The sequence below is a fragment of the Pseudomonas sp. H3_E04 genome (assembly GCF_054668915.1).
This window is the reverse complement of sequence record NZ_CP162797.1, coordinates 1,967,727-1,991,914: the sequence shown is the minus strand read 5'-3', so window position 1 is coordinate 1,991,914 and position 24,188 is coordinate 1,967,727. Positions and strand designations below refer to the sequence as shown.

Sequence of the window (24,188 nt, the reverse complement as noted above, 5' to 3'; positions counted from 1 at the left end):
AACAGCTTCGAGAGCGTGCCATGTCCATCGCCAAGGAAACGATTGAATACCTGCGCCAACATTCGCTGATCATCACCACCGCCGAATCCTGCACGGCCGGGGAAATCGTCGTGTTGCTGTCGGCAGTCCCCGGTAGCGGCGAGTTGATCGAATGCGGCTATGTGGTCTACTCGCCGCAGGCCAAGCAGCGCTTGCTCCACGTCAGCCCGGCGACCATGGACACCTTCAACCTGACCAGCGTCGAGGTCGCCAGTGAAATGGCCATCGGTGCGTTGCGCGACAGCACGGCCAACGTCGCCGTCGCCACCACCGGCATTCTCGGACCCGACGATATGGACGGCATCAAGGCCGGTACGGTGTGTTTCGCCTGGGCGTTCCAGTTCGATGACAAACATTTTCTGTTCAGCACCCAGCAATGGTTTGCCGGATCGCGCAGTGAAGTGCAGACCCTCGCTTCTGAATTCGCCCTGCAGCAGTTGCCGGACTATCACCGTCGCGCCTTGCGCGGCGAAGGAGGGTGGCGCCGATGAAGCCTGACCCCGACCATCCCGATCTGCAAAGCCGACAGTTCCCGGTGCAGGAGGACATGGCCTATCAGTTGAAGGTCTGGCGCTTCGAGCACATCGGTTGGTATCTGCTCGTCGTGTGCATGCTGCTGGGTCTGTTGGGGCTGTTTTCCCGTGGCGTGCTCAGTGCCCAGGATGCGCGCAGCGACGATGGCAAAGTCCAGGTCGAATACGAGATGTTCCACCGCAACGGCTCGACCAACCCGCTGAAACTCAGCGTGCATTCGACCCCTGAAGCCACCGTCGAACTCGACATCGGTGGCGAGATGCTTGACGGCTTCAGCATCGAAACCATGCAACCGGCGCCGGTGCGTATGCGCAGCTCAGCGCAGGGTATGCGCTTGTGGTTGCAGGCGGATGCCCAGGGTCAGGCAACGCTTTATCTGACGTTGCGCGGCGACGGACTGGGCCTGTTTCGCAGTCATATCCGCGCTCCGGGTTCGAGCGAAGTCAAGCTCACTCAATTCATTTATCCATAGGTGACCCATGGACTCGGTCTTGCGCGCGCTCGTGATGTATCTGGCACTGATGGTGCTGTTCAAAATTGCCGGCCGCCGTTCGCTGGCCGAGCTGACCACGTTCGATTTCGTGCTGCTGATGATCATCGGCGAAGCCACACAGCAGGCGTTGCTGGGCGACGATTTCTCCTTGACCAATGCGTTTCTGGTGATCATCACCCTGATCGCCATCGACGTTGGATTTTCCTTGCTCAAGCAGCGTTCCAGCTGGGTCTCGCGATTGATCGATGGCGAGCCGACGATCATCGTCGAGAACGGCAAACTGCTGCATCGACGTCTGCGGCATGCGCGGCTGGTTGAAGCGGATGTCATGGAGGCGGCGCGCTCCAGCCAAGGCATTGAAACCCTCGAGCAGATCAAATTCGCGATCATCGAGCGCAACGGCAAGATCTCCGTGATCCGCCAGGATCCGGAAGGTGGCTGAGTCCCTGGCGCCACGCGCGTGCATTTTTTTTGAACGCTGAAAACACCTCGCAGCCCAATGCTTACCAGTCATTGGAGGATCGCGAAATGAACGAGGCAACGAGTTATTTTTCCATCGCCGTGGCGGTGATCATTCTGCTGGTCGACCTGTGGGCGATTGTCAGCGTGTTTCGCAGCAACAAGAGTGTTGGCGTCAAAGCCGCCTGGGCGATCGGTCTGATCGTGTTCCCGGTGCTCGGCCTGATCGTGTGGGGCATCGCCGGCCCGCGCGGGATCAAGGAAGGGCCTTCGTCGCCTGAGCACAGCAAGGGCTGAGAATCTGATGCAATTTGACCACTGCTTAAAGGAGATCGTCATGAAAAAAATCTGTGTATGTCTTGGCTTCTGCTCAATGTTTCTGTTGCACGGCTGTTTCGATTCCAACAAAGCAACCAGCCAGGACGAAGACAAGAGCAAGGCATCGGTGCAAATGCAGCAGAAGAAGGCGGATTAACCCGGATAACGTTCGCAGGGTTATTGGCGCACGGCGCAGCTTTTCTCCGAACAGACCCGCTTCCACTTTTTATTGCGCAACGCAGATCCTGTGGAAGCGAGCCTGCTCTCAGGCTTTCGATAGTGAATGGCCACCGTGAATTTCCTGTCAGAGTTTGTTGAGCGGGATTTTCAGGTAAACCACGCCGTTGTCTTCCGCTGCCGGCAGGTTTCCCGCCCGCACATTCACTTGTATGGCCGGCAACAACAACGTCGGCATGCCCAGCCCGGCATCACGCTGAGTGCGCATTTCGACGAATGCCGCTTCATCGATTCCGTCGTGCACATGAATATTGCTTTGGCGCTGTTCGCCAACCGTGGTCTGGCACTGCGAGGCGCGGCCCTCGGGCGGGTAATCGTGGCAGACGTAGAGCTTCACGCTGGCCGGAAAAGCCAACAGCTTCTGGATCGAGTTGAATAATTGCTGCGCATTGCCGCCGGGGAAATCGCAGCGCGCGGTGCCGACATCGGGCATGAACAGCGTGTCGCCGACGAGGATCTGCTCACCGTCGATCAGGTACGCCATGTCCGCTGGCGTATGCCCGGGAACGTGCAGCGCGGTGGCCTTGAGATTGCCGATCATGAACGACTCGTTGGGCGCAAACAGGTGATCGAACTGCGAGCCATCGACGCGAAACTCCGGCTCAAGGTTGAACAGCGCCTTGAACACGTTCTGCACTTTACTGATCGATTCGCCTATGGCGATCTTGCCGCCCAATTCACGACGCAGGTACGGCGCGGCGGACAGGTGATCGGCGTGGGCATGGGTTTCCAGCAACCATTGCACTTGCAACTGCTGCGCACGTACGAAAGCGATGATCTTGTCCGCCTGCGCCGTGCCGGTGCGTCCGGCGGCACCATCGTAATCGAGCACCGGGTCGACGATCGCGCACTGGCCGCCGTCGGCTTCATAGACCACATAGCTGTAGGTCGAGGAGGCGGGGTCGAGGAACGCTTCAATCAGGGCGGGCATGGCGAAAACCTGTGCTGGGGAATTTCGGGTTGCAACACTTTATGTAAAAACATAATGTTCGCAGCTTAAGTGACCTTCAAGGCCTCGTGCAAATGCAATCCAGTCTGACCGAATGTGAAGTCGCCCAACTGCGCGCCTCGGCGTCCAAAGCCTGCGCGCTGCTCAAGGCTCTGGCCAATGAGGACCGCCTGTTGATTCTCTGCCAACTGACCCAAGGCGAACGCAACGTCGGCGAGCTGGAAACCATGACCGGCGTACGCCAGCCGACGCTGTCCCAGCAACTCGGCATCCTGCGTGACGAAGGGCTGGTCGCGACCCGTCGCGAAGGCAAATACATTTTCTACGGCCTGGCCAGCCACGAAGTGATCCAGGTGATGAAGACCCTCTCGGGGCTTTATTGCGGAGCGGTGCTCAAGAGCTGGGAACAGCCATAAATGCCAGCCTTCACACCTGCCAATTGTGGGAGCGGGCTTGCTCGCGAAAGCGCCGTGTCAGTCGAACATTCTTTGTCTGACACGGCGCTTTCGCGAGCAAGCCCGCTCCCACATTTTTTATGGGTGTGAAGACTGAAATCCTTGCGTGCAGCAAAAGGAACAAGCAATGAACGATCAACACTGGGGCCCATCCATCAGTGCGGACATCGTGGTCATCGGCGGCGGCACGGCCGGCATCGGTTTTGTCGCCAGCCTGCTCAAGCGTGAGCCGCACCTCCAAGTCACCGTGATCGAACCGAGTTCACAGCACTATTACCAACCGGCGTGGACGCTGGTTGGCGGTGGCGCGTTTGACGTGAAAGACACGGTCAGGCCGATGAGCAAAGTCATGCCGCGTCAGGCTACGTGGATTCAGGCCAGCGTCAGCGCCATCGATCCGGATCACCACCAACTCACCCTCGACGACCAGCGCACCGTCAGCTATCGGAACCTGATCGTCTGCCCCGGCCTGCGCCTGGCCTGGGAGAAAATCGAAGGCTTGCAGGAAAGCCTCGGCCAGCACGGCGTCACTTCAAACTACAGCTATCAACATGCGCAGTACACCTGGGATCAAGTGCAGAAACTGCGCGGTGGCCGGGCGCTGTTCACCCAGCCGGCAATGCCGATCAAATGCGCCGGCGCGCCGCAAAAAGCCCTGTACCTGTCCTGCGACCATTGGCGCAGATCCGGGGCGCTGCGCAACATCAGCGTTGAATTCAATCTGGCCGGCGCCGCGCTGTTTGGCGTGCCGACCTTCGTGCCACCGTTGATGAAATACATCGAACTGTACGACGCGCAACTGGCGTTCAACTCGAATCTGGTCAAGGTCGACGGCCCGGCGCAAACCGCGTGGTTTGAAGTCAAGGACGCCGACGGCAACGTCAGCCACGTAGCGAAATCCTTTGATCTGCTGCACGTCGTGCCGCCACAAGTCGCGCCGGATTTCATCGCACAGAGTGCGCTGGCCGATGCCGGCGGTTGGTGTGAGGTCGATCCGCAGAGCCTGCAGCATCCGCGTTATCCCGAGGTGTTCGCACTGGGCGATGTCTGCGGTACCAGCAACGCGAAAACGGCGGCGGCGGTGCGCAAGCAGGTTGTCGTCGTTGCGCAGAACCTGCTGGCCGCGCGCAAACAACAGCCGCTGCCGCTCAAGTACGACGGCTACGGCTCGTGCCCGCTGACGGTGGAGAAGGGCAAGGTGATCCTCGCCGAGTTCGGCTATGGCGGCAAACTGCTGCCGACCTTTCCGCTCGACCCGACCGTGCCCCGGCGTTCGGCATGGTGGCTGAAAGCGACGCTGCTGCCGTGGTTCTACTGGAACGGCATGCTCAAGGGCCGCGAGTGGCTGACGCGCCTGTCCAAGGTTGATTGAGAAAACCCTATGTTGCTGGCAAGTCTGTTTGGCGTGGTAATGGGGCTGGTGCTCGGCCTGACCGGCGCGGGCGGTGGGATTCTCGCGGTGCCGGCGCTGGTGCTCGGGCTCGGCTGGACAATGACGCAAGCGGCGCCTGTGGCCTTGTTCGCCGTCGGTAGTGCAGCGGCGGTAGGGGCCATTGATGGTTTGCGCCACGGCTTGGTCCGTTACCGCGCGGCGCTGTTGATTGCGGCACTGGGCGCGGTGTTTTCGCCGCTGGGGATCTACTTCGCGCATCAGTTGCCGGAGAAGATTCTGATGATCCTGTTCAGTCTGCTGATGGTGATGGTTGCCTGGCGAATGTTCAGAAAAGACCGTCAGCAAGCGGGGCCGAGCGATCACGGCCACGCCAGTTGGGGCCAGAAGAACTGCATGCTCAACGAGCAGACCGGGCGCTTCGACTGGACGGCCAAATGCACCGCCACCCTGGCTGCACTGGGAGCGGTTACTGGCGTGGTGTCGGGTTTGCTTGGCGTCGGCGGCGGCTTTCTGATCGTGCCGGCGTTCAAGCAACTGACCGATGTGCAGATGCGCGGCATCGTCGCCACGTCGTTGATGGTGATCAGTCTGATTTCAGCGATCGGGGTGATCGGCGCGTTTCACGCAGGCGTGCGCATCGACCGCCAGGGCGCGGCGTTCATTGTCGCCAGCATCGTTGGCATGATCATCGGTCGCAGGCTGTGCGCGCAGGTGCCGGCGCGGGCGTTGCAGGTTGGATTTGCCAGTGTCTGTCTGGTGGTGGCGGGGTACATGTTGTTGCGGGCATGAAGACCAAAAGATCGCAGCCTCGTTGCACTCGACAGCCCCTACAAGAGATTGCGGTCCTGTAGGAGCTGTCGAAGGCTGCGATCTTTTCAGACGGTTACAACACCAGGTGCGGCAGCCACAGCGAAATCGCCGGCACGTAGGTGACGAGCAGCAGCACCAGGAACAGCACACCGTAGAACGGCAGCAGCGCTTTCACGGTGCTTTCGATACTGACCTTGCCCACCGCCGAACCGACGAAGAGCACCGCGCCCACCGGGGGTGTTATCAGTCCGATCCCCAGGTTGACCAGCATGATCATGCCGAACTGCACCGGGTCGACACCGATGCCCATGATCACTGGCATCAGGATCGGCGTCAGAATCAGGATCAGCGGCGCCATGTCCATCACCGTGCCGAGCAACAGCAGCATGACGTTGATGCACATCAGGATCACGTAGCGGTTGTCCGACAGGGTCAGGAACAGCGTGGTGATCTTCGCCGGGATCTGCATCAGCGTCATGATGTAGCCGAAGCTGGCGGCAAAACCGATCAGGATCATCACGATCGAAATTGTCCGCACGGTGCGATGCATCAGTTTTGGCAACTCACTCCACTTGTAGTCGCGGTAGATGAACATGGTCACGAAGAATGACCACAGCACCGCGATGGCCGCCGATTCAGTGGCGGTGAAAATACCCGACAGGATGCCGCCGAGGATGATCACCATCGCCATCATGCCCCAGAGGGCTTCGCCGACGATTTTCAGCGCCTGGCGCATCGGGATCACTTCGCCCTTGGGGTAGTTGCGCTTTTTCGCGAAGATCAGGCACAGCACCATCAGGCAGGCGCTCATCAGCAGGCCAGGGACGATGCCGGCCATGAACAGCGAGGCGATCGAAACGGTACCGCCTGCAGCCAGCGAGTAGAGCACCGAGTTATGGCTTGGCGGCGTCAGCAGGGCTTGCACCGAACCGCTGACGGTCACGGCGGTGGAGAAGTCCCGTGGATAGCCCTTGCGTTCCATTTCCGGGATCAGCACCGAGCCTACCGACGCGGTGTCGGCTACCGAAGAGCCGGAGATCGCGCCGAAGAAGGTCGAGGCAACGATGTTGACCAGTGACAGACCACCGCGCACGAAACCCACCAGCACCCCGGCACACGCCACCAAACGCCGGGACATGCCGCCCTCGGCCATGATCGCACCGGCCAGGACGAAGAACGGGATGGCCAGCAGCGAGAATTTGTTCACCCCCGAGGCGACTTGGATCATCACCGCCTGGAAGGGAATGTCGATCCACCAAGCGCCGATCAGCGCAGCGGCGCCCAGCGCGTAGGCGACCGGCATGCCGATCAGGATCAATACGATAAAACTGCCCAGCAGGATCAGAGCGTCCATTAAACGGCACCTTCACTTTCTTCAACCAGGTCGAACTGCACGACCCGACGTTTGCTCTGGTCACCGAGCAAGAGTTTTTCCACGACAAAAATCAGCGTCAGCAAGCCGCCCACGGGGATCGGCAGATAGGTCACGCCAACCCGCAGATCGGGCAGGGCGGCCATGAACTGATTCCAGGTGGACATGCACAGCTTCGCGCCCCAGATAGTCATGAAGATGCAGATGGCCGCCATCAGCAGTTGCGAAAAAATCGCTGCTGCGGATTTCAGCTGCGCTGGCATGCGGTCGGTGAGCATGGCCACGGCCATGTGCGCACCGGCGCGGTAACTGGCGGCGGCGCCGATGAAGGTGAAGACCATCATCAGCAGGATCGCCGTTGGCTCAGGCCAGCTCGAACCGGTGCCGAGCACGTAGCGGGCGAACACGCCCCAGGGAATCATCAGGGAAATCGCCAGGACGGAAAGGCCGGCGACCCAGATGCACGTCATGTAGATCTTGTCGTTGATACGCAGCAGCAGATTCTTCATCGGGTTCCACCGTAACCGGGCGCGCCTGAACCGCTGGCGCGCCGGGCCTTTTTCATGAGTACGGAGCGGGAGGCGTTACTGAACGGCTTCGATCTTTTTGATCAGATCTGCGTACTTCGCACCGTACTTTTCCCGTACCGGAGCGGTGGCGTCGTAGAAAGGTTTCTTGTCGACTTCGATGAACTCGACGCCGGCGGCCTTGAGTTTTTCTTCACTGGCAGCGGACTTCTTGTCCCACAGTACGCGCTCTTCAGCCTGGGCAGCCTTGGCCGCCGTTTTGACCATCTTCTGTTGATCCGGAGTGAGTTTTTCCCAGGTGATTTTCGACATCACGATCGGCTCTGGCAGGATCAGGTGGCCGGTCAGGCTGTAGAACTTGGCGTTCTGGAAGTGGTTGTGTTCGAGCAGGGTCGGCGGGTTGTTTTCCGCACCGTCGATCACGCCGGTCTGCAAGGCGCTGAAGATTTCGCCCGTGTCCATCGCGATACCGTTACCGCCCATGGCGTTCATCATGTCGATGAACATCGGGTTGCCCTGTACGCGGATTTTCATGCCCTTGAGGTCTTCGAGCTTGCGCACCGGTTTCTTGGTGTAGATATTGCGCGTGCCGCCGTCCATCCACGCCAGGGCCACCAGGCCGAATTCGGAGTTGGTGATCTTGTCGAGGATCTCGTCGCCCACCGGGCCATCGATGACGTTACGCATATGTTGCTGGTCGCGGAAAATGAACGGCATGTTGAACACGTTCACATCCGGCACCACGGGGCCGACGATGCCCAGGCTGACGCGCGACAACTGCACCGCGCCGACCTGCATCTGCTCGATGACTTCCTTTTCGGAACCCAGCACACCGCCGGGGAAGTATTGGAAGGTCAGTTCGCCGTTGGTTTCCTTGGTCAGGGTATCGCCCATGGATTTTTCAGCCACGACGGTTGGGTAACCGGCGGGGTGAATGTCAGCGAATTTGAGTTTCATGTCTGCCTGAGCAGCACCAGCGAAGGTGAACATCAGCGGGAGTGCAGCGGCGAGCAAGGTGCGTTTGAAGTTCATGGGGGTGGGTCTCCAGTCTTGTTATTTTTGTGTTCAAGGCGCAGCGGTGCAGCAGAGGGTCTAAAGCAAATCGGTGAATTGCGGTTCGGCGAGGCCTTTGACGCCGGGTTTCAGGGCGAACACGCCGCCGGCCAGGGATTGCGGGTCGTGGTCATCGCCGGGGCGAATCGAAGCGACAAACAACGTGTCCAGATTGCTGCCGCCGAAGGCACACATGGTCGGTTTTTTCACCGGCACCTGCAGCGAGAAATCGAGGCGGCCATCCGGGGTAAAACGGTGAATCAGGCCGGCGTCGTTGGCGCATATCCAGTAGCAGCCTTCGGCATCCACCGCGGCACCGTCAGGGCGGCCGGGGAAGTGGTTCATGTCGACGAAAATTCGGCGATTCGATGGCGTGCCGGTTTCGGTGTCGTAGTCGAAAGCCCAGATCAGCTGCACATTGGGGTGCGAATCCGACAGATACATGGTTTTGCCGTCAGGGCTGAAACCGAGGCCGTTGGGCACGATGAAGCCATCCAGCTGTGCTTCGATCACGCCTGTCTGCCCGGCGCCGTAGCGATAGAGTCGGCCTTCAGGCGCGTTCAGGCCCATGTTCAGCACCATGCTGCCGGCCCAGAAACGCCCTTGGCGATCGCAGCGACCGTCGTTGAGACGCATATCGGGGCGGCTGTGCTCGACGGTGGCGAGCAATTCGCTGTCGAGGCTGCCGTCGCTGTGCGGGTGCAGGCGAAAGAAACCGCTTTCCATGCCGGCGACCCAGCCGCCACTGCGGTGGCGGGTGATGCAGGCGAGCATTTGCGGGGCTTTCCACGAGGCAACATGGCCAGTGTCGGCGCTCCAGCGTTGCAGGCCGCCGTTGGGAATATCGACCCAGTACAGCGCGTTTTCCTGCGGCACCCAGACCGGGCTTTCACCGACCGCGTTGCGGGCGTCGACGATCAATTCGGCTTGCATACTCATTCCCATGGTTTTTATTGGAGGGGGATCAAGTCGAGCGATCAATCGCCAAACGGGCCTGCTGCGACGAAAGCGCCGCCCTGATAGATTCGCGCCGGATCGTCGTCGGCTGGCATCGGTTGCGCTTCGACCTTGTCGCGGAAGATTTCCGAGGTGTCCTTGGCTTCGAAACCGAGGTGGCTGGCGTAGCGGTTGTCCCACCAGACGTCTTTGTTGGCGGACATGCCGTAGACGACCGTGTGGCCGACATTCGGCGTGTACAGCGAGCGTTCGAGCAGTTGCGTGAGATCGTCGAAGCTCAGCCAGGTGTGCATCATCCGGCGGTTCTGCGGTTCGGGGAACGAGGAGCCGATGCGGATGCTGACGGTTTCGATGCCATAGCGATCGAAGTAGAAACTGGCCATGTCTTCGCCGTAGGACTTGGAGAGACCGTAGTAGCCGTCAGGACGGCGCGGGGAGGTGGCGTCGAGTTTTTCGTCCTGCTTGTAGAAGCCGATCACGTGGTTGGAGCTGGCGAAAATCACTCGCTTCACACCGTGCTTGCGTGCTGCTTCGTAAATGTGGAACACGCCGCTGATGTTGGCGCCGAGGATTTCTTCGAACGGACGCTCAACCGAAACGCCGCCGAAATGCAGGATCGCGTCGACGCCTTCGACCAGTTGATGCACGGCTTGCTTGTCGGCGAGGTCGCAGAGCACGACTTCTTCGTGTTCATCGACCGCCGGGGCGAGGGCAGCGATGTCGGACAGCCGCAGCACATTGGCGTAAGGGCGCAGGCGTTCGCGCAGGACTTTGCCCAAGCCTCCGGCGGCACCGGTCAGCAGCAGGCGGTTGAATGGAGCGCGTGGGGTAGAAGTAGACGTCATGGCAATCCCTGAACACATTGTTATTAGGTTTGTTGTAGGTTGTCGTATGACTGCGCTGAAGTATCGGTAGGGTTTCCGGATCTTGTCAACGCGACTTTTGGTGTAGATGACGGAAGGGGCGATTCAATTTCCCAACACTCGATACTTGGCTTGCACTGCAGTCCCCTGTGGGAGCGAGCCTGCTCGCGAAGGCGGTGTGTCAGAGTTCATTACTGCCGAATCTGCCGCCGCCATCGCTGGCAAGCCAGCTCTCACAATAATTCGAGTCGGCTCCAATCCTTCTGTTCGCCACAAGACCTTGTGGGAGCTGGCTTGCCAGCGATGAGGCCCGCTCGGGCAATAAAAATCGCTACCGCTTGCCTCAAGCTTTCGCGAGCAGGCTCGTTCCCACAGGGTGAAGCCGCCAACCGTTACAACAACGAAATCGGATAGCTGATAAAGATCCGGTTCTCGTCGAATTCGTTGGTGCTGAAGTCCCGGCGAATGGTCGCGTTGCGCCATTTCACGTTGAGGTTCTTCAGCGGGCCGCTCTGCACGGTGTAGGCCAACTCCGACTCGCGGCCCCATTCCTTGCCGTCATTGGTGCTAGCGGTGTGCACGTTATCGCCGCTGATGTAACGGTTCATCAGGGTCAGGCCAGGCACGCCGAGGGCAACGAAGTTGTAGTCATGGCGCACCTGCCAGGAGCGCTCTTTGGCGTTGTCATAACTGGCGTTGTAACTGTCGTTGGCCAGGGTGCCGCCGCTGGTGCCGTTGACGCGCATCCAGGCGTCGTCGCCAGTAAGTTTCTGCAGGCCGACGTAGAAGGTGTTGCCGCCATATTTGGCCGAGAGCAGGGCGAACGCGGTCTTGTTGTCGAGGTCGCCGGCCTGGGCGCTGCCGTCTTCCTTGCCGGTGAAGAAACCGAGGTTGGCGCCCAGCGTCCAGTCGCCCATCGGCTGACTGTGGCTGAGGTTGAAATACTGCTGCTGATAGATGTCGGTGAGCTCGGCGTACCACACGCCGACCATGGTGCGTTTTTCGTTGAAGCTGTATTCGCCGCCGCCGAAGTTGAAGCGATCGGAGGTGAATGCACCACGGCCGTTCATCGACATGTCTTCCATGCTCGCGTCGTTGCGCGGGCTGTTGCCACGGAACTGGCCGCCGTAGACGGTCAGGCCGTTGATTTCGGTGGACGTGATCTGCCCGCCGCGAAAGGTCTGCGGCAGTGAGCGGCCGTCGTCGGAGCGCAGGATCGGCAATACCGGCATCCATTCGCCGACTTTCAGTTCGGTCTTCGAAACTTTGGCTTTCAGTGCGACGCCGAGGCGGCCGAAGTTATCGGCGGGGCGGCCGTCATCGTGGATCGGCAACAACTGCGTGCCGCCAGTGCCTTTGCCGCCATCGAGCTTCTGCGAGTACATGCCAAGGATGTCGAGGCCGAAACCGACGGTACCCTGGGTGAAGCCGGATTTGGCATCGAGGATGAAGTTCTGCGTCCACTCTTCAGCCTTGCCCTGCGGGTTGGCCGGGTTGACGAAATTGCGGTTGAAGTAGGCGTTGCGCAGGTTCAGCGTGGCTTTGCTATCGTCGAGGAAGCCTTCGGCATCGGCGCTCATCGGCAACGCCAGGGCGAGGCCGCTGCAGCCGATCAGGCTCAGGGTCGAACGTGGTTTGAAATGGGCAAAACGTGAAAGGCTGACGGAATTGCGGGCGAGTGGGCTCACTGTGACGCTCCCTGAATCGTTTGTTGTTTTTATTATTTGTCATACGTCGTCGTACAACATCGATGCGGATATTTCCCAGATTTTCAGGGATTGTCAACTGGAAGTTATACGATGACCTTCCATGCGGCGCAGAACCTATGTCGGAGCGAGCCTGCTCGCGAATGCGGACTTTCATTCAATGAAGGTGTCGACTGACAAGCGCTTTCGCGAGCAGGCTCGCTCCCACAGGGTTTCAGGGTGTCTGCCGAGTCGTGTATTGCCCGTCAAATTGCGGCAAACTTCCCTCACCCCCAGCACCAGGCCGATCCATGGATAAATACGCCCCGCGCAACTGGCAACCCCACGAAAAGCCCAGCCTGCCCGGTTCCCCGTCGACACCGCTACACTCCACGCCCAAGCGCCTGGCATACGCGGCGGTCGGTGTGTTGGTGGCGGTGACCGGTGGGCTGGGGAATTCGTTGGTGGTTGCCAACCTGCCTTATCTGCAAGGCTCGCTCGGCGCGACCACGGCGGAGATGGCCTGGCTGCCGGCGGCGTATGTGATGACCAACGTGTCGATGAACCTGCTGCTGGTGAAGTTTCGCCAGCAGTTCGGCTTGCGCGCCTTCACCGAGGTGTTTCTGGTGCTGTATGCGCTGGTGACCTTCGGCCATTTGTTCGTCAACGATCTCAACTCGGCAGTGGCGGTGCGGGCTGCCCACGGCATGGTCGGTGCAGCGCTGAGCTCGCTGGGTCTGTATTACATGGTCCAGGCGTTCCCGGCGAAGTGGCGGCTCAAAGCGTTGGTGCTCGGCCTCGGCACGTCGCAATTGGCGTTACCACTGGCGCGGCTGTTTTCCGAAGACCTGTTGCAGATCGCCGAATGGCGCGGTCTGTACCTGTTCGAATTGGGCATGGCCCTGCTGTCACTCGGCTGTGTCTTGCTACTGAAGTTGCCGCCCGGTGACCGCTTCAAGACCTTTGAAAAACTCGACTTCCTGACCTTCGCCATCCTCGCCACCGGTGTGGCGTTGTTGTGCGCGGTACTTTCGCTGGGACGGATCGACTGGTGGCTGGAGGCGGACTGGATCGGCGTGGCTCTCGCATGCTCGATCGCGCTGATCATCATGGGCCTGGCCATCGAGCACAACCGCAGCAACCCGATGCTGATGACCCGCTGGCTTGGCAGCGGAACGATGATCCGCCTGGCGCTGGCGGTAACCCTGATTCGCATGGTCACTTCGGAGCAATCCACCGGCGCGGTCGGGTTCATGCAGAACCTCAACATGGGCTATGAGCAACTGCACAGTCTGTACGTGGTGATGCTGATCGGCAGCATCGCCGGTCTTGCCACCAGCGCGCTGACCATCGACCCCAAACACTTGCTGATGCCGTTGATCATTTCCTTGGCACTGATGGCGACGGGCTCAGTGATGGACAGTTTCTCCAACAACCTGACCCGTCCCGCCAACATGTACTTCAGCCAGTTCCTGCTGGCGTTCGGCAGTACGTTTTTTCTCGGCCCGACCATGGTCTTCGGCACGCGCAACGTGCTGACCAATCCGCGCAACCTGGTGAGTTTTTCCGTGCTGTTCGGGATCTGCAACAACCTCGGCGGACTGCTCGGCGCGGCGTTGCTCGGCACTTTTCAGATCGTGCGGGAGAAGTACCATTCCAGCCACATCGTCGATCACCTGGTGATGTCCGACCCGTTGGTGGCCGCGCGGGTGCAGAGCGGCGGCTCGGCCTTCGGCGGTTTGCTCGCCGACCCGAGCCTGCGCAATCTGGCCGGCATTCGCAGCCTCGCCAATGCGGCGACACGCGAAGCGAACGTGCTCGCCTATAACGATGTCTTCATGCTGATCGCGGTCATTGCCGTACTGACCATGATCTGGCTTTCGATTCGCGCGTTGTGGCTGATGAGCACCACCAAAGCCATTGAGCCGACACCTTCCGTACCCCCCAGCGGTGCCACTTCTTCATGACCGAACCGACCACCACAACCACCAACGCCATCGCCGCCACACCTGAAGGGGAGGCACCGCCGTCGTCACCCAACACCGCGCCGCGTTCGCTGCGGGTGCGGATCATTTCTTCGCTGGGCTTTGCCGCAATCGCCATCGTCGGCGTACTGATCGTGCTGTATGCGTGGCAATTGCCGCCGTTCAGCAGTGCGGTCGAAACCACCGAAAACGCCTTGATTCGCGGGCAGGTGACGATCATCGGTCCGCAGCTCAGCGGCTATGTGTTCGAGGTGCCGGTGCAGGACTTCCAATACGTCAAGGCCGGGGATCTGCTGGTGCGCCTGGACGACCGCATTTATCAGCAACGCCTCGACCAGTCGCTGGCGCAACTGGCGGTACAGAAAGCCGGGTTGGCCAACGTCGTGCAGCAGCGCAACAGCGCCGAAGCGACGATCAAATTGCGTCAGGCAGTGCTCGCCGACAGCCAGGCGCAGTTGCGCAAGAGCGAGGCCGATCTGCGCCGCAATCAGGAACTGGTGCGCGACGGCTCGGTGTCCAGGCGCGAGTTCGACGTGACCCTTGCCGCCAACGCGCAGAGCACGGCTTCTGTGGCGCAGGCCAAGGCCAATCTGGAAATCGCCCGCCAGGATCTGCAAACGGTGATCGTCAATCGCGGCTCTCTGGAAGCAGCCGTGGCCAGTGCCGAAGCAGCCGTGCAACTGGCGCGGATCGATCTGTCGAACACCCGAATTGTCGCACCGCGTGATGGCCAGCTTGGACAGATCGGCGTGCGCCTGGGCGCCTACGTCAACTCCGGCGCGCAGTTGATGGCATTGGTCCCGGACCAGAAGTGGGTGATCGCCAACATGAAGGAAACCCAGATGGCCAATGTGCGTGTCGGACAACCGGTGCGCTTCACCGTCGACGCTTTGAACCACCGCAGATTCACCGGGCACGTGCAACATATTTCCCCGGGCACCGGTTCGGAATTTGCTTTGCTGCAGGCCGATAACGCCACTGGCAACTTCGTCAAGATTGCTCAGCGGGTGCCGGTGCGAATCACGATTGATCCGGATCAGCAGGAAGAAGAACGGCTCAGGCCGGGGATGTCGGTAGTTGTCAGTATTGATACGGCAGCGGGTGATACTCAGCATCACTGATTAACCGCGACGCCTGCGCGCGAAAGCCGTGTATCAGTGACAAATACGCCAGCCGACCCACCGTTTTCGCGAGCAGGCCCGCTCCTGCAAGGGGCAGGGGTTTTCAGGGTGTCGCACGATCCTGAGCCGCTGCGGTCGTACTTTTCACCTAGCCGCATCACAGTGTGGAGATCCAATGAGCCAGGAAGTCCTGACTACCGAAACCAACCGTCGCCAGTTGCAGCAGATCATCGCCGGGCTGTCGGACGGGGTGATTCTGCTGGAGCTCGACAAAAGCATCCTCTGGGCCAACGAAGCGGCGCTGACCATGCATGGCGTCAGCACCATCGGTGATCTGGGCACCAACGCCGACGAGTACGCCAAGCGCTTCACGCTGCGCTATCGCAATAATCATGTCTTGCCACCCGAGAACTACCCGATCAGCCGGGTGGCGCGTTGTGAGGCGTTCAATGACGTGCTGATCGAAGTCTCGTCCGTTAACGACCCCGACCATATCTGGGTGCACAGTGTACGCAGCATGGTGCTGACTGATCGTGTGGGACAGCCCGAGTCGCTGGTACTGATCATGAGTGACGTCACCGACTGGGCCAACGCCGAGCAGCGCTTCGAAAAAACCTTCAATGCCAATCCCGCGCCGGCCGTGATCTGCCGTCTCAGCGATTTGCGCTACATCAAGGTCAATCCGGGTTTTCTGGAAATGACCGGCTACACCCGCGATCAGGTGATCGGTACTTCGGCCTATGAAATCGATATTTTCGAACAGGCCGATCAGCGCGATCTGGCCGTTCAGCGCTTGCGCGATGTCGTGACCATCCCGCAGATGCAGGCGGAACTGCGCCTTCCGGACGGGGGCAGCAAACAGGTCATCGTTGCCGGGCAGCCGCTGTTGCTCAATGACGAGAATTGCATGCTGTTTTCCTTCGTCGACATGGAACCTCGGCGCCGGGTCGAAGTTGCCTTGCGTCAGAGCGAAGAGCGTTTCGCCAAGGCGTTTCGTCTGACACCGGTACCGATTCTGATCTGCACCGCCGACAAGCAGGAGGTCATCGACGTCAATCAGGCATTTCTCGATACCCTGGCCTATGACAGCGATGACGTGCTCGGCAAGACCGTGACGCAGCTGAGCTTCATCCACGATGACGGCGCGCGCACGCGGCTGTTGTCGGCGCTGGCGAAGAACGGTCGGGTGGATCGCGTCGACGTGCCGGTGCGCAAGAAAGATGAGGAGTTGCTGGAGTGTGCGGTTTCCGCTGACACCGTAAATATTCACGATGTTTCCTGTTATCTGCTGGTGCTGATGGACATGACCGAGCGCAAGCGCACTGAGCTTGAGCTGGTGGCAGCGATTGAAGAGGTGATGAAGGATGCTTCGTGGTTCAGCCGGACGTTGATCGAGAAGCTGGCCAACGTGAAGAAAATCAACTCGCCGCAGCTGCCCAGCGCTTCGTTCACTGATCTGACGGCGCGTGAGCGCGATGTGTTGGGGTTGATCTGCGAAGGTCTGGCGGACAAAGAGATCGCCGCGCGGTTGAAACTGGCGCCCAATACCGTGCGCAATCATGTTGCCACTGTGTACTCGAAAATTGATGTGCATAGCCGCAGCGAGGCGATTGTCTGGGCTCGGGAGCGGGGTTTGTTTTCGGGGGAGTGGGGCACCAAGGGCCAGCGCTGAGGGGTGCAAATGCACTAGTTCCAAGGGTGCAAATTCATGTATTGGCCAGGACGTCCTGTTCTTAGGCTGGTGGGGTGCGGTGTGGGCTGTTTCGGGCCCGCGATCGTGCCCCTTTTGAAACAGCCATAGGAACAACGTCAATGATGAATCTTGCGCAGTTGCGCGCTCGGCTCGAGCACAGTTTTGCGCCGCTGGCTTGTGAGTGTTCGGTGGATGGTGATCATTCGCTGACGGTCAAGTTGTATCACCGGGATTCCGGGCAGGTTGATCTGGTGATCAGCGGTCTGGATCTGGCTTCGCTGCGTACGCCCGGGGCGGTTGAGGCGTTGGTGGATGAGTTGCGGTATGAGCTTGGGAGCAATTCCTTGCGTTCTTCGCGGGATCCGGATTTGGCTTAAGCGCGCTTTGGATCTTGGCGGCCTTTTGGGCCGGCCATGCTCTGGGGGGGTGGGGTGAATATCCGTTACTGCGGGTGTTGCGGCTGGCGGTTTCGCCCTTACGGCGAGTCCCTTTTGGCAAACGCCGGAATGCCGGCCCAGCCCAAAGGAACCAAAAGGTCTTCGCCCTGACGTTCGGCCCGCTCGCTGAGGCTCGGGGTCCCTTCGCTGCGGGATCGATCCTGGCGCAGCGGCTACGGTTTGCTTCGCTGCACCTCCTTGCGCTGTGTACGACTGCGTCGGACGGTCGCTGCGCTCCCACGCCCGGATCAATCCCTCCACTCAGCCTGCCGACGGGCTCTGAGATCAAGATCAAAAGCGGTACTCGAGCTAACGCTCATCGTGTGTAGGAGCTGCCGAAGGCTGCGATCTTTTGATTTTGCTTTTGATTTTCTGTGGGAGCGAGCCTGCTCGCGATGAGGCCCTCGCCGACAACGATGATCTCAATCCAGCCCTCTGCCGGACAATCCCCGCAAAACCGACAGCCAATCCCAGCCAATCTCCCCAATCCACTGGCGCTAACAAGGCGCTCAGCTATAAAGAATGAGTGGTCAGGTCTTCCGCGGCCGGTTGGGTTGCGGGAGTTTGTCTCTCTTTACCGCGGGTCGTCCTATGAATAATCCTGGGAAACGCGTATTGCCGTTGGCTTTTCTTGCTGTGCTGTTGGCCGGTTGTGCCAGTCCTCCACCGCCTGCGCCTGTCGCGCCGCCGCCACCGCCGGAACGTCGGTGTGAGGTGCTGGAGAATACTGAGGTTGCCGGGGATATGTATGTCGATGGGCAAGTAACGCGCCACATCACCACTACCCGTTGCATCACCCAATAAGATTCGCGATTCCTCGATTGCACGAGGCCTGGAATCCTGCAGTGACCCTGTGGGAGCGAGCCTGCTCGCGAATGCGTGGTATCAGTCAAAACATAGCTGACTGACACAACGTTTTCGCGAGCAGGCTCGCTCCCACACGGGTTAGCAATTTGCCGTGGAAATCAGGACAGGAACCCGCCATCCACATTTAGCGCCACGCCGGTGGTGTAGCTCGACGCATCGCTGGCCAGATACAACACCGCGCCGGCCATTTCGCTTGGGTCGGCTACGCGTTTGAGCGGGATCTGCGTCAGTGCCTGTTTCAAAATCGCATCGTTCTTGACCAGGGCCGAGGCGAATTTGGTGTCGGTCAGGCCGGGAAGCAGGGCGTTGCACCGGATGCCGAATTGCGCGCATTCCTTGGCGAAGACTTTGGTCATGTTGATGACCGCCGCTTTGGTCACCGAGTAAATGCCCTGGAAAATCCCCGGCGAGATGCCGTTGATCGAGGCGACGTTGATAATGCTGCCGCCACCGTTTTCGCGCATCAGCTTGCCGGCTTCGACCGACATGAAGAAATAGCCGCGAATGTTCACGTCGACAGTTTTCTGGAACGCACCCAGATCGGTGTCGAGCACGTTGCAGAACTGCGGGTTGGTTGCGGCGTTGTTGACCAGGATGTCGAGGCGGCCGAACTGTTCCTTGATCCCGGCGAAGACCTGGCTGATCTGCTCCATCTCACCGATGTGGCAGGCCACGGCTGTTGCCTTGCCGCCGGCGGCGGTGATGGCGTCAGCAACGTGCTGGCAGCCTTCGAGCTTGCGGCTCGAAACAATCACATGGGCGCCTTGCTGGGCCAGCAGTTTGGCGATGGCTTCACCGATGCCACGGCTGGCGCCGGAGACGAAAGCGATTTTGCCGTCGAGGTCGAACAACTGAGTCTTGGACATGGGTTTCCCTTGTTGAAAGTCTTGTTATCGGCCCGGATCAGAGGCTGGATTTCTGAATGACCTGCAGGCTCATCTGCTCCAGCAGTTTGTTCATGTGAATGAACTGCGCGAAGCGTTTGTCCTGCGTCTGGCCATGGTAGAAGCGGTAGTAGATCTGCTGCACGATGCCGGCCAGGCGGAACAGGCCGTAGGTGTAGTAGAAGTCGAAATTGTCGATGCGGATACCTGAGCGCTCGGCGTAGTAGTCGACGAACTCGCGGCGCGTCAGCATGCCCGGCGCGTGGCTTGGCTGGCGGCGCATCAGTTGCACCGGTGCCGGGTCGCCGGCTTCGATCCAGTAGGCGAGGGTGTTGCCCAGGTCCATCAGCGGGTCGCCGAGGGTGGTCAGTTCCCAGTCGAGCACGCCGATGATCTGCATCGGATTGGCCGGGTCGAGGATGACATTGTCGAAACGGTAGTCGTTGTGGACGATGCTCGACGTCGGGTGGTCGGCCGGCATCTTGTCGTGGAGCCAGGCTTTGACTGCTTCCCAATGCGGCGCGTCCGGGGTCAGGGCTTTTTCGTAACGCTCGCTCCAGCCCTTGATCTGCCGCGCGACGTAGCCTTCAGGCTTGCCCAGGTCGCCGAGGCCGCAGGCGTTGTAATCGACCCGATGCAGCTCGACGAACCGGTCGATGAAGCTTTTGCACAGCGCTTCGGTTTTCGCCGAATCGAGGCCCAGTTCCGGCGGCAGCTCAGCGCGCAGGATGATGCCCTTGACCCGTTCCATCACGTAGAACTCGGCACCGATGACGGCTTCGTCGGTGCAATGCACGTAGGCCTTTGGGCAATACGGAAAGCCGTCGCGCAATTGGTTGAGAATGCGAAATTCACGCCCCATGTCGTGGGCGGATTTGGCCTTGTGGCCGAACGGCGGGCGACGCAGAACAAATTCCTGTTCCGGGTATTCCAGCAGGTAGGTCAGATTCGACGCACCGCCAGGAAACTGGCTGATCTGCGGAGTGCCGGTCAGGCCGGGAATGTGCGCCTTGAGGTACGGATCGATCAGGCTGGCATCGAGTTCTTCGCCCGCGCGGATCCGGGTGGACTGGTCAGTAAGCGCCATGCTTATCCCTTCTGCTTATTTTGGAGGCCAGACATCATTGGCTAATCTAATGGCGCGCTCGAATGCTCACAAGCGCGGCTCGGTCTTATAGGTTAGCGTGTTGCTGGATGATCAACTTTGAGAATGGGGCGAGGAGCGCCGTAGACCTGGGTTGCTATGCGCATTAATGCACGCGCTGATTACTCAGTTTCGGCGGCAGGGCGACGGGAGTGAGCACCGGTTGTCCGGAGAAAAATGCCATCAGATTCTTGCCCACCAACTCAACGGTGCCTTGTGTGGCTTCCGGGGATAGCCCGGCGACGTGTGGAGTCAGTACGACGTTGCTGAGGCTTTTCAGGGCGTCGGGTACTTCCGGTTCGTGATCGAACACATCCAGAGCGGCACCGGCGATGCGCCGCTGTTCCAGAGCGGTGATCAGGTCCGCCGTAGCGATCACGCTGGCCCGAGCGATATTGACGATGAATCCATTGGGTCCCAGCGCATCGAGCACTGCTCGTGTCACCAGGTGCTGCGTTGTAATGCCACCGGGCGTGGCGACCACAAGAAAATCCGAGGCTCGAGCCAGATCGGTCGGTGTCGAGCAGAACGCATAGGAAACGTCGCTGCGCACCTGGCGGTTGTGGTAGCTGATCTCCATGTCGAAACCCAGTTCGGCGCGTTTGGCGACGGCCATGCCCACCGCGCCCAGCCCGAGGATGCCCAGACGCTTGCCGGCCAGCGACGGCCGCATGATTTTCGGCCATTCACCGCGGCGCACTGCTGCATCGCAGCGCGGAATATCGCGGACCAAGGCCAGCAGCAGCGCCATCGCATGATCGGCCACCGACGAAGCGTTGACCCCGGCACCATTGGTGACGGTGATCCCTCTGTCGCTGGCCGCTTGCAGGTCGACCTGTTCATAACCGGCGCCGATCACCGTGATGATTTTCAGAGCGGGGAGGGCGCTGATCTCTTGCGCAGTCAGGCCCAGTGGGCCGCGAGTGAGCACGGCATCGATACGACTGCCATGAGTGGCGATGGCTTGCGCGCGTTCGGCTGGCGTTGGTGCAAGGATCAGGTGGAATCCCTGATGTTCAAGAATCGGCAGATAGTCATTGATCGTTTCAACCAGTACCAGAACGGTTGCGGGCATTGCGCGGCTCCTGTGATTGGCGGCGGGTGGGTCGCGAAAGTCGACTCAGAGTGCTGAATCCGCAGCGGCTTGGCAATCGTTGCATTCGCGCAGTGGTGCTTTGATTCTGGACGGGTTCGTGGAACAAGCAAGCACGCAGGCACGGGCGCTGCCAATCAGCTGACGTATTGCGCAACGCCGTTGCCGAACGACCAGTTCTCTTTCTTCACCTCCAGCAGATTGATGAACACATCCTCCAGGCGAATACCCAGTTGCGCATGCAGGCTCTCAGCGATGGTTTTGTACAGTAATTGTTTCTTTTCCACGCTGCGGCCTTCGCTAATGGTGATCTGGATGAACACCACGCCGTCGCTGCGCTCGATGCCGAGGTATTGCGGGTCGTACACGAAATGCTGGCCGTCGTGCTCGTTGAGAATCTGGAAGTTGTCGTGCTCGGGCACATCGATACAACTGCGCAGGGCGGCGTAGATCTGTTCGCCGATGCGCTTGGCGAAAGTGGGGTCGGGGTTTTGTTGGATGTCGATGCGGACCAGTGGCATGGGAGGCTCCTTGGGTTATGGCTTCTCACACGCTAGATCAAGGGCAGGGTTCTGGCAGGTAATTGGTCTGGAATATCGCAAATTCCGTGTATGAGGCGGCTTACGTGACTCGCGGATTTTGCCTACGGGAATGGCAGATGCATCTGCTGGTCAGCGTGAATGGAACAGTTTGATGATAAGAGCATGACGATAGCCGTCGATGTGCATGCAAATGCTGACACCGATCCGCCAGCAGCCAAGGAGGGCAAATGTTCCATAACGATCGCGAAAATCTGGAGCTCGACAGGCTGGAAAACGAATCAAGGAAACTCGTGGCTGAATGGAAAAAGCTTCAGCCTGAAGAGAAAAAGTTATCAAGGGAGACGAAGCTCTATCCAATTGCAGTGTTTGGTGAAGTCTTGACTGCAATCACCGCAGTGGCAGGGTTTTTCTTCAAGTTGTGAGTCTTCATGCTTCACAACCGTCAGGCGCATTATTCAAAGGTTAATCAGTATGAGCACATATGACCGTAAGGCACGACTGGAGCAAATTGAGCGAGAGTTCGCAGAATATGACGAAGCGGTGCGCAATAGAGACAAGCGCGAAAATGGCAAGCTCTGGTTGCTTTTCGGCTTCGGGCTGTACTGCGTTTTATTGGGTTTCATGCTCGGCATATCGCTCTAGGCGCATTCGATGACGCATGGGTGGGTGCAAAACGTATCCGTTTGCGGCATCTGACGTATCCATAAACGACCTTGTTTTTTCCATAAACGACCATCCTTGGATCTGCTCCGCACAACCATTCCTCAGCTAAGTCTTTGCTTGCGTTGATTTATCACGGAGAATCGCGCCCCTGTTTCGGCCGGAGCATGTCTGTCGGTTTTTTCCGACGCGTCCTGACCGAGTGGCAAGTGACCGGAAAGCGGAGATCCGACCGGATGAATGATCAGGCCAATAGCCTCGAAAAGCGCTTCGACGGAGCAGCACCCGCTGAACTTTCGAGCTGGAATCGCCAGGACACCACCTGGATGCTGGGACTGTTTGGGACGGCCATTGGCGCCGGCACCCTGTTTTTGCCGATCAACGCAGGGCTGGGTGGCTTCTGGCCGCTGGTGATCCTTGCGCTGCTGGCGTTCCCGATGACGTTTTACGCACACCGTGGTCTGACCCGTTTTGTGCTGTCCGGTCGCGAAGGCGCCGATATCACCGAAGTGGTCGAACAGCATTTCGGTATCAAGGCCGGCGCCCTGATCACGTTGTTGTACTTCTTCGCCATCTTCCCGATCCTGTTGATCTACAGCGTCGGCCTGACCAACACGGTCGCCAGTTTCCTCGAACATCAACTGCACATCACACCGCCGCCGCGCGCGCTGCTGTCGTTCGTGCTGATTCTCGGGCTGCTGGCCGTGGTGCGGTGCGGCGAGCAAGCAATCGTAAAGGCCATGAGCCTGATGGTCTATCCGTTCATCGTCGCGCTGCTGTTCCTCGCCGTATACCTGATTCCGCACTGGAACGGCGGCATCCTCGCCACTGCCTCGCAAGTGCCGGCGCCGTCCGCGCTCCTGCACACGCTGTGGCTGGCGATTCCGGTGATGGTGTTCTCGTTCAACCATTCGCCGATCATCTCGGCATTTGCGGTTGATCAGAAGCGCCGCTACGGCGTGCATGCCGAAGAGCGCAGTTCGCAGATCCTCTCCCGCGCCCACGCACTGATGGTGCTGATGGTGCTGTTCTTCGTATTCAGCTGCGTACTGACCCTGTCGCCGGAGCAATTGGCGGAGGCCAAAGACCAGAACCTGTCGATCCTGTCGTACCTGGCCAACCACTTCAGCAACCCGACCATCGCCTTCGCGGCGCCGTTGATTGCCTTTGTGGCGATCTCCAAGTCGTTCCTCGGCCATTACATTGGTGCCAGCGAAGGTCTCAAGGGGTTGATCGTCAAGAGCGGCAAACGCCCCGGCGCCAAGGCGCTGGATCGCATTGTGGCGGCGTTGATGCTGGTGATCTGCTGGATTGTCGCGACGCTGAACCCGAGCATCCTCGGCATGATCGAGACCATCGGTGGTCCGGTGATTGCGGCGATTCTGTTTCTGATGCCGATGTATGCCATCCGCAAGGTTCCAGCGATGGCGCGCTATCGCGGTCAGGCGTCGAACGTATTTGTTACGGCGGTCGGGCTGGTGGCGATTTCGGCGTTGGTTTACAAACTGTCTGTCTGACCGATCTGTGCGATTGCGAGCCTGCCATCGCGAGCAGGCTCGCTCCCACTAGGTTTTGCGTGATGCATGCCCGGCAGGCATAAAAAAACGCCGCTCATCTC

General features: G+C 59.6%; 26 protein-coding genes. 15 read left to right on the top strand and 11 right to left on the bottom strand.

Annotated features, from left to right (window positions below; all coding sequences use genetic code 11):
• Positions 1 to 20 precede the first annotated feature (20 nt).
• The 5 genes from AB4N53_RS08945 (at position 21) to AB4N53_RS08925 (ending at position 2,000) form a co-directional block, all read left to right on the top strand.
• Complete coding sequence (locus AB4N53_RS08945) at positions 21 to 530, top strand: CinA family protein (protein WP_460119894.1); 510 nt, start codon at positions 21 to 23, stop codon at positions 528 to 530.
• Complete coding sequence (locus tag AB4N53_RS08940; protein WP_460119892.1) at positions 527 to 1,045, top strand: hypothetical protein; 519 nt, start codon at positions 527 to 529, stop codon at positions 1,043 to 1,045. Before AB4N53_RS08945 ends, AB4N53_RS08940 begins: the two co-directional genes overlap by 4 nt.
• A gap of 7 nt (positions 1,046 to 1,052) precedes the next feature.
• Entirely contained in the window at positions 1,053 to 1,508 is a 456-nt protein-coding gene (locus AB4N53_RS08935) for a DUF421 domain-containing protein (protein ID WP_460119890.1), read from the top strand.
• Positions 1,509 to 1,594: 86 nt separating this feature from the next.
• Positions 1,595 to 1,822, top strand: a complete 228-nt coding sequence (locus AB4N53_RS08930; protein ID WP_460119888.1) for a PLD nuclease N-terminal domain-containing protein — start codon at positions 1,595 to 1,597, stop codon at positions 1,820 to 1,822.
• 40 nt (positions 1,823 to 1,862) lie between these two features.
• Positions 1,863 to 2,000, top strand: coding sequence for a hypothetical protein (locus AB4N53_RS08925; protein WP_165368439.1), 138 nt, complete (start codon positions 1,863 to 1,865; stop codon positions 1,998 to 2,000).
• Between the two features lie 147 nt (positions 2,001 to 2,147).
• On the opposite strand, the gene AB4N53_RS08920 is transcribed toward AB4N53_RS08925, so the two are convergent.
• The gene (locus tag AB4N53_RS08920) at positions 2,148 to 3,011 is read right to left on the bottom strand and encodes an MBL fold metallo-hydrolase (protein ID WP_460119885.1); all 864 of its coding nucleotides are present in this window, start codon (positions 3,009 to 3,011) and stop codon (positions 2,148 to 2,150) included.
• A 92-nt stretch (positions 3,012 to 3,103) separates the two neighbouring features.
• On the opposite strand from AB4N53_RS08920, the gene AB4N53_RS08915 reads away from it, so the two are divergent.
• From AB4N53_RS08915 to AB4N53_RS08905, 3 genes are all read left to right on the top strand, one after another.
• Positions 3,104 to 3,445 carry an ArsR/SmtB family transcription factor gene (locus tag AB4N53_RS08915; RefSeq protein ID WP_008086967.1) on the top strand — a complete coding sequence of 114 codons (342 nt, stop codon included), beginning with the start codon at positions 3,104 to 3,106 and terminating at the stop codon, positions 3,443 to 3,445.
• A gap of 166 nt (positions 3,446 to 3,611) precedes the next feature.
• Positions 3,612 to 4,856: an NAD(P)/FAD-dependent oxidoreductase gene (locus tag AB4N53_RS08910; RefSeq protein ID WP_460119883.1), complete on the top strand. Its 1,245-nt coding sequence runs from the start codon at positions 3,612 to 3,614 to the stop codon at positions 4,854 to 4,856.
• Positions 4,857 to 4,865: 9 nt separating this feature from the next.
• Positions 4,866 to 5,666, top strand: coding sequence for a sulfite exporter TauE/SafE family protein (locus AB4N53_RS08905; RefSeq protein WP_460119881.1), 801 nt, complete (start codon positions 4,866 to 4,868; stop codon positions 5,664 to 5,666).
• A gap of 94 nt (positions 5,667 to 5,760) precedes the next feature.
• On the opposite strand, the gene AB4N53_RS08900 is transcribed toward AB4N53_RS08905, so the two are convergent.
• The 6 genes from AB4N53_RS08900 to AB4N53_RS08875 all read right to left on the bottom strand — a co-directional run bounded on the left by AB4N53_RS08900 (position 5,761) and on the right by AB4N53_RS08875 (position 12,147).
• Positions 5,761 to 7,041: a TRAP transporter large permease gene (locus AB4N53_RS08900; protein ID WP_016775191.1), complete on the bottom strand. Its 1,281-nt coding sequence runs from the start codon at positions 7,039 to 7,041 to the stop codon at positions 5,761 to 5,763.
• The gene (locus AB4N53_RS08895) at positions 7,041 to 7,568 is read right to left on the bottom strand and encodes a TRAP transporter small permease (RefSeq protein WP_460119879.1); all 528 of its coding nucleotides are present in this window, start codon (positions 7,566 to 7,568) and stop codon (positions 7,041 to 7,043) included. Before AB4N53_RS08895 ends, AB4N53_RS08900 begins: the two co-directional genes overlap by 1 nt.
• A 75-nt stretch (positions 7,569 to 7,643) precedes the next feature.
• The gene (locus tag AB4N53_RS08890) at positions 7,644 to 8,618 is read right to left on the bottom strand and encodes a TRAP transporter substrate-binding protein (RefSeq protein ID WP_460119877.1); all 975 of its coding nucleotides are present in this window, start codon (positions 8,616 to 8,618) and stop codon (positions 7,644 to 7,646) included.
• A 60-nt stretch (positions 8,619 to 8,678) separates the two neighbouring features.
• Positions 8,679 to 9,572, bottom strand: coding sequence for an SMP-30/gluconolactonase/LRE family protein (locus tag AB4N53_RS08885; protein WP_460119875.1), 894 nt, complete (start codon positions 9,570 to 9,572; stop codon positions 8,679 to 8,681).
• Between the two features lie 44 nt (positions 9,573 to 9,616).
• Entirely contained in the window at positions 9,617 to 10,441 is an 825-nt protein-coding gene (locus AB4N53_RS08880) for an NAD-dependent epimerase/dehydratase family protein (RefSeq protein WP_460119873.1), read from the bottom strand.
• A gap of 410 nt (positions 10,442 to 10,851) precedes the next feature.
• Positions 10,852 to 12,147 carry an OprD family porin gene (locus AB4N53_RS08875; RefSeq protein WP_460119871.1) on the bottom strand — a complete coding sequence of 432 codons (1,296 nt, stop codon included), beginning with the start codon at positions 12,145 to 12,147 and terminating at the stop codon, positions 10,852 to 10,854.
• 308 nt (positions 12,148 to 12,455) lie between these two features.
• Here AB4N53_RS08875 and AB4N53_RS08870 point away from each other — a divergent pair, with 308 nt between their 5' ends.
• From AB4N53_RS08870 to AB4N53_RS08855, 4 genes are all read left to right on the top strand, one after another.
• The gene (locus AB4N53_RS08870) at positions 12,456 to 14,111 is read left to right on the top strand and encodes an MFS transporter (RefSeq protein ID WP_122603017.1); all 1,656 of its coding nucleotides are present in this window, start codon (positions 12,456 to 12,458) and stop codon (positions 14,109 to 14,111) included.
• On the top strand, positions 14,108 to 15,250 hold the full coding sequence (locus AB4N53_RS08865) for an HlyD family secretion protein (RefSeq protein ID WP_460119869.1): 1,143 nt from the start codon (positions 14,108 to 14,110) through the stop codon (positions 15,248 to 15,250). The genes AB4N53_RS08870 and AB4N53_RS08865 overlap by 4 nt, the downstream gene beginning before the upstream one ends.
• A gap of 175 nt (positions 15,251 to 15,425) precedes the next feature.
• Entirely contained in the window at positions 15,426 to 16,922 is a 1,497-nt protein-coding gene (locus AB4N53_RS08860; protein ID WP_460119867.1) for a helix-turn-helix transcriptional regulator, read from the top strand.
• A gap of 140 nt (positions 16,923 to 17,062) precedes the next feature.
• Positions 17,063 to 17,320, top strand: coding sequence for a DUF1652 domain-containing protein (locus AB4N53_RS08855; RefSeq protein WP_460119865.1), 258 nt, complete (start codon positions 17,063 to 17,065; stop codon positions 17,318 to 17,320).
• 1,025 nt (positions 17,321 to 18,345) lie between these two features.
• Here the strand turns inward: AB4N53_RS08855 and AB4N53_RS08850 are convergent.
• From AB4N53_RS08850 to AB4N53_RS08835, 4 genes are all read right to left on the bottom strand, one after another.
• Positions 18,346 to 19,113, bottom strand: a complete 768-nt coding sequence (locus AB4N53_RS08850; protein WP_024013283.1) for an SDR family oxidoreductase — start codon at positions 19,111 to 19,113, stop codon at positions 18,346 to 18,348.
• Positions 19,114 to 19,150: 37 nt separating this feature from the next.
• The gene (locus tag AB4N53_RS08845; RefSeq protein ID WP_460119862.1) at positions 19,151 to 20,218 is read right to left on the bottom strand and encodes a phosphotransferase family protein; all 1,068 of its coding nucleotides are present in this window, start codon (positions 20,216 to 20,218) and stop codon (positions 19,151 to 19,153) included.
• A gap of 163 nt (positions 20,219 to 20,381) precedes the next feature.
• The gene (locus AB4N53_RS08840; RefSeq protein ID WP_460119860.1) at positions 20,382 to 21,350 is read right to left on the bottom strand and encodes a 2-hydroxyacid dehydrogenase; all 969 of its coding nucleotides are present in this window, start codon (positions 21,348 to 21,350) and stop codon (positions 20,382 to 20,384) included.
• 155 nt (positions 21,351 to 21,505) lie between these two features.
• Positions 21,506 to 21,889, bottom strand: a complete 384-nt coding sequence (locus AB4N53_RS08835; RefSeq protein ID WP_460119858.1) for a tautomerase family protein — start codon at positions 21,887 to 21,889, stop codon at positions 21,506 to 21,508.
• 248 nt (positions 21,890 to 22,137) lie between these two features.
• Here AB4N53_RS08835 and AB4N53_RS08830 point away from each other — a divergent pair, with 248 nt between their 5' ends.
• The 3 genes from AB4N53_RS08830 to AB4N53_RS08820 all read left to right on the top strand — a co-directional run bounded on the left by AB4N53_RS08830 (position 22,138) and on the right by AB4N53_RS08820 (position 24,087).
• Positions 22,138 to 22,332, top strand: a complete 195-nt coding sequence (locus tag AB4N53_RS08830; protein WP_460119856.1) for an FtsB/FtsL family cell division protein — start codon at positions 22,138 to 22,140, stop codon at positions 22,330 to 22,332.
• Positions 22,333 to 22,381: 49 nt separating this feature from the next.
• Positions 22,382 to 22,552 (top strand): hypothetical protein, encoded by a 171-nt coding sequence (locus AB4N53_RS08825; RefSeq protein WP_163032915.1) that lies wholly within the window; start codon positions 22,382 to 22,384, stop codon positions 22,550 to 22,552.
• 254 nt (positions 22,553 to 22,806) lie between these two features.
• The gene (locus tag AB4N53_RS08820) at positions 22,807 to 24,087 is read left to right on the top strand and encodes an HAAAP family serine/threonine permease (RefSeq protein WP_460119854.1); all 1,281 of its coding nucleotides are present in this window, start codon (positions 22,807 to 22,809) and stop codon (positions 24,085 to 24,087) included.
• The last annotated feature ends 101 nt before the right edge of the window (positions 24,088 to 24,188 follow it).